This window comes from Sphingobacterium thermophilum (assembly GCF_039541675.1).
Classification (GTDB): Bacteria; Bacteroidota; Bacteroidia; order Sphingobacteriales; family Sphingobacteriaceae; genus Sphingobacterium; species Sphingobacterium thermophilum.
This window is the reverse complement of record NZ_BAABGR010000001.1, coordinates 20,855-28,359: the sequence shown is the minus strand read 5'-3', so window position 1 is coordinate 28,359 and position 7,505 is coordinate 20,855. Positions and strand designations below refer to the sequence as shown.

Annotated in this window: 6 protein-coding genes and 1 riboswitch; of the genes, 5 read left to right on the top strand and 1 reads right to left on the bottom strand. The window is 41.4% G+C overall.

Features of this window, described 5'->3' with window-relative positions; translation table 11 throughout:
- Positions 1-135 precede the first annotated feature (135 nt).
- Positions 136-3,087 carry a S9 family peptidase gene (locus tag ABD873_RS00110; protein WP_345062940.1) on the bottom strand — a complete coding sequence of 984 codons (2,952 nt, stop codon included), beginning with the start codon at positions 3,085-3,087 and terminating at the stop codon, positions 136-138.
- 153 nt (positions 3,088-3,240) lie between these two features.
- Here ABD873_RS00110 and argH point away from each other — a divergent pair, with 153 nt between their 5' ends.
- From argH to ABD873_RS00085, 5 genes are all read left to right on the top strand, one after another.
- Positions 3,241-4,572 (top strand): argininosuccinate lyase, encoded by a 1,332-nt coding sequence (gene argH / locus ABD873_RS00105; protein ID WP_345062937.1) that lies wholly within the window; start codon positions 3,241-3,243, stop codon positions 4,570-4,572.
- 39 nt (positions 4,573-4,611) lie between these two features.
- A riboswitch (TPP riboswitch) is annotated at positions 4,612-4,710 on the top strand.
- A 61-nt stretch (positions 4,711-4,771) separates the two neighbouring features.
- Entirely contained in the window at positions 4,772-5,491 is a 720-nt protein-coding gene (locus ABD873_RS00100) for a class I SAM-dependent methyltransferase (protein WP_345062934.1), read from the top strand.
- Position 5,492: 1 nt separating this feature from the next.
- Positions 5,493-6,536, top strand: a complete 1,044-nt coding sequence (locus tag ABD873_RS00095; RefSeq protein WP_345062931.1) for an AIR synthase-related protein — start codon at positions 5,493-5,495, stop codon at positions 6,534-6,536.
- Complete coding sequence (locus tag ABD873_RS00090) at positions 6,523-7,185, top strand: thiamine phosphate synthase (protein WP_345062928.1); 663 nt, start codon at positions 6,523-6,525, stop codon at positions 7,183-7,185. The genes ABD873_RS00095 and ABD873_RS00090 overlap by 14 nt, the downstream gene beginning before the upstream one ends.
- Positions 7,163-7,432, top strand: a complete 270-nt coding sequence (locus ABD873_RS00085; RefSeq protein ID WP_039053136.1) for a Trm112 family protein — start codon at positions 7,163-7,165, stop codon at positions 7,430-7,432. Before ABD873_RS00090 ends, ABD873_RS00085 begins: the two co-directional genes overlap by 23 nt.
- Positions 7,433-7,505 lie beyond the last annotated feature (73 nt).

Below are 7,505 nucleotides of genomic sequence, written 5' to 3'. Positions count from 1 at the left end.
GTAATCTTTAACCAGACGAAGCTTAAAATCGGATTTGTGTTTTTTGTACTTAACCATAAAAATGCCCCCAAATAGTGTCTAACTTTTTGGGGGCAGTGTAAAGACTATCTCTTTTTTACTGTCGAGCTTTATTCCTTAGAAGGCTCTTTCTTCAAGATGTTTAGGCAGATCAATGTATTTGATTCCTTTTTGCCACCAGTCAGGAGCAGGTTTACCTTTGAGATGATGGTCGAAATATTCCATCATCCGTACGGCATAATCCTTTTTGTTCACTTCTTTCATTAGCCCGTGGTTTTCTCCGTTGTAGGTAAGCATGACTACAGGTTTATTTAATCTTCTCAAACCATTGTAGTATTCTATACCTTGAGTATAATCTACCGCTCCATCTTTGTCATTGTGTAGTAGAAGCAGTGGCGTTTTCACCTTCTTGATATGATATATTGGAGAGTTGCGAACGTAGGCATCCCAGTTGTCCCAATAGCCTGTGGTGAGTCGACCCTGACTAGATTCGAAGATACTTTGGTTAGAAGAACCGGTATTCCAATAAATCAGCGAATACATGGAAATCATGTTGGTCAATGGAGCTCCGGCTGCTGCCGCCTTGAAGATATCTGTTTGGGTAATAAGGAAGGCAGTTTGGTAGCCTCCCCATGAGTGTCCGTGTATAGCCACGTTGTTGCCATCCACGATTCCTGTGGCGATGGCAGCTTTCACTGCAGGTGCCACACATGCTACGGCAGACATTCCCGGGTCGTTCAGCTTGTATTTGATGTCGGGCATCAATACTGCATAGCCATTGCTGGTGTACATCGCTCTGTTGAATCCTCCTCCCGGATAAAGTGGTTGTGAATAGTTGTTTTTCTCATCAGTCAATCGTTCGTAGATATATGTGATTGTAGGATAAGATTTTCCTTCTACATAGTTTGCCGGAAGATATAGTGTCGCATGTAGTGTGTCACCATGAGCTGAAACGTAGGTCAAAAGTTTGGATCCTGCTGATATCTTACCTTTTTGACTATCCGGATTGTTGTCCACAATTTTGAGTTCTTGTTTTAAAAGTTTGTCTGTCGCCATGAAAATATCCGGAGCAACGTTCGACCTTTCTATGGTGTAGAAGAGGGAATTGCTATTTTTAGGCTTGCGAAGAGTACTGATGTTAATGTCGTCCAATTTTAGAATCTCAAGCTTGTTGCTGTTTGCAGATAGCAAGGCTACACCTTTCTGCTTGGTATTGTAATTAAGCACATGGAAATATTGATTCTTTTTCAGGTCAATAAAATCATCTTCTTCGTAAAGTCTATTGTAGCCCGAAACGATAAGTTTATGACTACTCCAATTGTCGGAAAGACGGATCGCTGATTTACCATCCAAAGACACTTTCCATAGGTCGTAGTTATCTTTCAGCAGTACGTATTTGTTGTCGGCGGTGAAGCCATAGCTTCCTGTAGCCGGACGGTCGATATTATGGTCGTCGAACTGGTTGACAAAGGAAGTAGGAATGTTTTTTGTGAGGTTGGTGATGGCCAATGTTTTCGTGTTCAAAAGTTGGTAATGTCCCTCACGGAAGAAAAGAAGGCAGTCCGAGTTAGGTGAGAAGCGTAGTCCACGGTTAACATTTAGATACAGTCTCTCAATAGCCAATTTCTTTTGTCCTGTCTTAATGTCTACGATATACAAGTCGCCGAAGTTTTGGCCGCTTAGATTAGATTCATACTCATAAGGTGTGACATCTACTCCATAGCCTATAAGTTGATTTGGTGATAGAGATATGGCCTTTATGTTGCTGTCGGCAAGAGAGGTGAACTTATTTTCTTGGATATGCCAAGCACTCATAATCGTAAAGGACTTTTCAGCATTCAGCTGATTTCTCTGGATGGATTGAAGTTTTTTATCTTGCCAGTGCCAGATGATCATGTCCGGCTTTTCCAGATCTTTTTTGTTAGGTTCGTTATTTCTTGGCGCTATAGGCTGTCTAGGTCCTTTGGCAACCAAGGTACTGTCTTTTTTTCCTACGACAGAATCTTGTGCAGCAATCTTGTTGTTAGCGTCTTTTTTTGCTATGCTGTCAATTTTCTTTTCGGTATTTTTCTGGTCTTCATTCTTTTCCAGTTTGGCTATGCCGAAGAAAATGGTTTTCAGGTCCTTACTCCAATAAGGTGTAGCGTTGTTGCTGATGCCATATCCGGCAGTAATTTGATTTTCATCCAGACCACTGAAGGTAAACACATCGGCATTGTGTCCTTTGAAGTTTTTCACCCCGATGAGGGTATATACCGGTGATTTGAATTTTTTATCTGTATTTTCTTTTAGCAGGGCAAAGGCGGTACCTTCCTTATTCCATGAAATTTTAGAGAAGTTAGCTTCATCGTTGTGTAGGGCATTGGAGATTCCTGTGGTAAGGTCCATCAGGAAGATGCCGTTGCCGTTTTTGCCATTGGCGTCAATGATATAAGCTAGATATTGACCTGATTTGTTGAAGCTGTATTCGCTGACGTTTCCTAGATTGTATTTTTTCTTGGTGATAAGGTTATATAAAAGCAGGTCGGACCCTTTGGATCTTGATGCCTGCCGTGGAGCTCCTACGCCCATAGGAGCGGCACTTGGTGCCGAAAGACTATTGTTGTCAAAGCGTATGGCTATCCATTGTCCATTGTCGTTAGAAAAGCTGAAATTCTGAACGTTATTGAAAGTTACGGACGAGGTGTCTTTCAGAGATACTATTTTAAGTTTTTTGGGTGAAGGGCGACGTGTCTTCTCGTTGGTCTTAATTTCTGCATATTTGGGACTTTCAAAGAAGGACACAAATTGGGCGTCATTATTGAAAAACACGGGGGTGGAAGCACCTCCGATTTTATAGACGTACTTCGTCGTGTCCAACGTACGTGTTAAAGTTAAGGTCAAATCCCCTTGGGTAGGCCCGGAAACGTAAGCCATCCATTTCCCGTCAGGAGAAGGGGTGGCACCATTGGTGCGGACAAACTGCCAATTCGGAATATCTTTCCATTGGATAGCCTTTGCCGATTCTTGTGCAAAAGGCATCAGCCAGGCACATTGAAGTGCAACAAATAAAACAGCTTTTTTTATCATCGATTTATTTAGTTAATAAAAGTTTTATAAAGGTATTTATATCTGGTAATACTTGCGTCAATGTATTAAAGATGTTATACAAAAGCTGTAAAACAAAAGTTTATCAGCCGAAATCTTAAATTATTGGTATTTTTGCAAGCAAATAGTATTTGAATGAAAATTTGGCAGAAAAATATTGACGTAGATTCCTTTGTTGAATCATTTACAGTAGGTAAGGACCGTGAGATGGACATGCATCTGGCAGCTGCCGATGTGTTAGGCTCATTGGCCCACACCCGCATGCTCAACAGCATAGGCCTGATGTCGGACGACGATTTGGAAGCTGTACAGAAGGAGCTAAAAAACATATATAAAGAAGTTGAGGAAGGTAAGTTCCAAATAGAAGATAGTGTGGAAGATGTGCACTCTCAGGTGGAGATGATGCTAACACAACGTATTGGTGATGCAGGGAAGAAAATACATTCGGGACGATCGCGCAACGATCAGGTGCTGGTAGACCTGAAGCTCTATTTTCGTACGGAAATACAAAATATCTTCCGAAATACGGAAACGTTGTTTCTGGAGCTTATCAAGCTTAGCGAACAATACAAACACGTGTTGATGCCGGGATATACGCACTTGCAGATAGCAATGCCTTCTTCTTTCGGTCTATGGTTTGGTGCTTATGCCGAAAGTCTGGTTGATGACCTGCATCTGCTTAAAGCCGCATGGGCTGTGTGCAACAAAAACCCGCTAGGGTCGGCAGCAGGCTATGGTTCTTCTTTCCCGTTAAATAGAACTATGACCACGCAACTGTTGGGTTTCGATGATTTGAATTATAATGTGGTTTATGCACAGATGGGGCGTGGTAAAACCGAACGTATTCTGGCGCAGGCTATGAGTTCCGTCGCTGCGACCTTGGCTAAGTTTGCCATGGATGTAACCTTATTTATCAATCAAAACTTCGGTTTCATCTCGTTTCCGGCACATCTGACTACGGGGTCCAGCATCATGCCACATAAGAAAAATCCGGATGTGTTTGAGCTGATACGTTCGCGCTGTAACAAAATTCAGGCTCTGCCAAACGAGATAGCGATGATGACTACCAATCTTCCGGTAGGCTATCACAGGGACCTGCAGCTGCTGAAGGAAAATCTTTTCCCTGCTTTCAAGTCGTTGAACGAATGTTTAGAGATTGCGACTTTCATGTTGGAGAATATAGAGGTGAAAGAGAATATCTTGGATGACCCGAAATACGATTACCTGTTTTCGGTAGAAGTAGTAAATAATGAGGTGCTGAAAGGTGTTCCTTTCCGTGAGGCTTATCGTAAAATAGGTCTTGATATCGAAGCAGGCACCTTCAAGCCTTTGAAAGAGGTAAACCATACCCATGAAGGAAGCATCGGCAACCTCTGTAACGACCAGATACAACGTATGTTCGAAGAGGTGAAAGCGTCTTTTAACTTTGAAAAGGTGGAAAAGGCGTTGCAGGATTTGCTTAAGTAGAAAGAAAATAGTACCTTAGGCGTATAAAATAGAAATTTATAGAGTAGCACGGGGTGCCCTTATTGTCATAAGGAGCTGAGATTATACCCGAAACCTGATTTGGATAATGCCAACGTAGGGATGCTGCATACGATATAGTTGTGCTCCATTCTGTTGGTCTTATCCATACGAATGGAGTATTTTTTTATCACTATATCGTATGGAACTAATAAGACAAAACAAAAACCTGTTGCTTCCGCAACGTAAGATGAACTGGCAAGGAAGACCGGAATGGTTTTTCAACCGGGAATACACGGATACCTATGAACAGTGGTATGAAGGACCCTATAAGCGGGCTGAGGTATGGCAGAAGAAAGTCATCACTCAGCTTGTCGAGGCAGATGGGCGTATTAGAGATTTGTTAGAGTTTGGATGTGGTACGGGACGATTTACCCGCTGGTGGCATGAAATAGGTATCGACGCTACAGGAGGTGACATCTCCCCGTTGATGCTATCCCAAGCAAAAGATCTTTTCTCAGGAGATCTGGTGATGGCCGACTCCCATTATCTACCCTTTAAAGACCAAAGCTTCGATGCGGTGGCTTTTATTACCACCTTCGAGTACTATAAGAATCCAATACAGGTGCTTCAAGAGGCGGCTAGGGTAGGAAGATACGGTATCGTCATGGGCATGATGAACCGTAATTCTCCTAAATTTATTCGAAGAAGGGTTCAACAAGCCTTTGGAAAAAATCCATTTTACATAACGGCACGATTCTATACACCTCAAAGCCTTATCCATCTTATCGATAAAGCTTTGAAAGGTAGGTCCTACAAAATATGTTGGAGCTGCACGGGATTACCTAAATGGTTTCCTATCCAACAATGGTCTTTGCCTTTTGGTGATTTTTTTGGTCTGTACATTCAATTTCAAGACTGACATGAGTAAGATAGAACAACGTGTCGTGGAAAACCTGTTAGAAAGAAATATAGGCTTTCCACGGCCAAATGTGCTTTGTGGTCCACGCTATGGGGTGGATTGTGCTTTGGTCGAACTTGATGGAGGAAAGGCTATGGCCCTAGCTAGTGATCCGTTGAGTTACATTCCTTCAATAGGCATTAAGGAATCGGCTTTTCTTTCCATCCATCTTACAGCTAATGATATCGCTACTACAGGATTCTCTCCACAGTATGGTCAGTTTGTATTAAATCTCCCTGTCCACGTAAGTGATAAAGAGTTAGAGGATTATTGGATTCATATAGGTCATTTTGCGGAGGAGGTAGGTTTGAATATTACGGGAGGACATACCAGCTTTGACTCCTTTTCTCAGTCTACCCTTGCCGGTGGAGTGACTATGATTACCATAGCAGAACGTGATAAGATGCTATTAGCGTCTCAAGCACAGGAAGGAGATGTACTGTTGATGACCAAATCTGCTGCCCTGATTTCCACCAGCATTTTGGCAATGACTTTTCCCAAATATGTCGAACGACATGTAGGTAAGGAATTATGGGAGAAGGCCATATCCAATTTTTGGAGTATTTCTGTTTTACCCGAAGCAGGGGTGGTCCAAGAGCTAAATGCACAACATAAACATATACATGCCATGCATGATGTTACGGAGGGAGGTGTGTTAGGTGCAGCCTATGAATTTGCTGAAGCTTCACGGCTCGGATTGTTTTTATGGGAAGATCTCATCACGGTCGATGCATCCGTAGCTGAAGTAGCAAGACTTTTTGGCCTAAATCCATTGCAAATTGTAGGAGCGGGAAGTATGCTTATGGCATGTGCTCCCCAGGCAAAAGACACAGTGATAGAGAAGTTTCTCGGCAATGGCATACCCTGTGCAGAGATAGGCTATTTTTCTTCTTGGCAACAAGGAAAAAGAATACAGCGTAAGAATGGGTTGCACACGTTCACAGGTCCTACGAAAGACCTTTACTGGGAAGTTTTTGCGAAATATAAACAAGATGAAATCAGTTAAGTTTAAATGGAAAGAGGACAAGAAGATATACATCATTCTTGACCTGAACGTATTTACTGCACAGCACCTTCAAAAATTGGATAGTTTGCTGTCGAAAAAAGTCTGTGCCGTACAAATATGGGACAATCAAAAAGATTATAAGGGAATAGAAGAGTTGCTACGGCAGATAGTGGCCATATGTCATCGTAAGCAGGTCGTGGTGATTATGAACAACAGAGTTGACCTTCTTCAGCAAGTTCAATTCGACGGTATCCATTTTGATGAGATACCCCAAAATTGGGATAGTCACAAAAATTTGTTAGTGGATAAAATAGTAGGGATAACATGTACCAATAGCATCGAAATTGTGAAGTGGGCAGAAAAAGAGAAAGTCGACTATATATCCTTTTGCTCGCTTTTTCCATCGGTAAACAATTCGAAATGTGAGTTGGTGAATAGACAGTTTTTAGCTGAAATACAAAAGATGCTTACCATTCCGTTTTTTGTGGCAGGAGGTATTACTCCTTCCAATATTGCAGAACTTCAAGATATACATTACCAAGGTATAGCTTTGGTTTCTGACCTTATGAAGAAAGATAATGCCAAATCATTGTTGGATGAATACTATAATAATATCAATTTGACTTATGAAGATTTCGACGATAAATAAACTATGCTGCCCATTTGATAAGGCAGACTTAAAATTAGAAATTAAAGAGCAGACCATTCATAATGATGTCTTGATAGGAAGTTTGACCTGTGTACATTGTAAACGTTTTTATCCCATTATTTCGGGAATACCTATTATGAATCCCGATGAATATAGGGACTTGGAGATTGAGAAAGGATATTATGCCTATTTGAGGTTGGAAGATTCCTCGCGGAAGATAGAGAATTTTAGATTGATAGAATATTAAGGCAAGTGGGTGGTTTAACTTTTCTGGCAGAATTATTATCTTGGATAAGATTGTAAACTTTATTAGACCTAAA

Excerpts from the sequence above, each read along its gene's own strand:
- ABD873_RS00110 (WP_345062940.1), bottom strand. The coding sequence starts at position 3,087 with ATGATAAAAAAAGCTGTTTTATTTGTTGCACTTCAATGTGCCTGGCTG.
- argH (WP_345062937.1), top strand. The coding sequence starts at position 3,241 with ATGAAAATTTGGCAGAAAAATATTGACGTAGATTCCTTTGTTGAATCA.
- ABD873_RS00100 (WP_345062934.1), top strand. The coding sequence starts at position 4,772 with ATGGAACTAATAAGACAAAACAAAAACCTGTTGCTTCCGCAACGTAAG.
- ABD873_RS00095 (WP_345062931.1), top strand. The coding sequence starts at position 5,493 with ATGAGTAAGATAGAACAACGTGTCGTGGAAAACCTGTTAGAAAGAAAT.
- ABD873_RS00090 (WP_345062928.1), top strand. The coding sequence starts at position 6,523 with ATGAAATCAGTTAAGTTTAAATGGAAAGAGGACAAGAAGATATACATC.
- ABD873_RS00085 (WP_039053136.1), top strand. The coding sequence starts at position 7,163 with ATGAAGATTTCGACGATAAATAAACTATGCTGCCCATTTGATAAGGCA.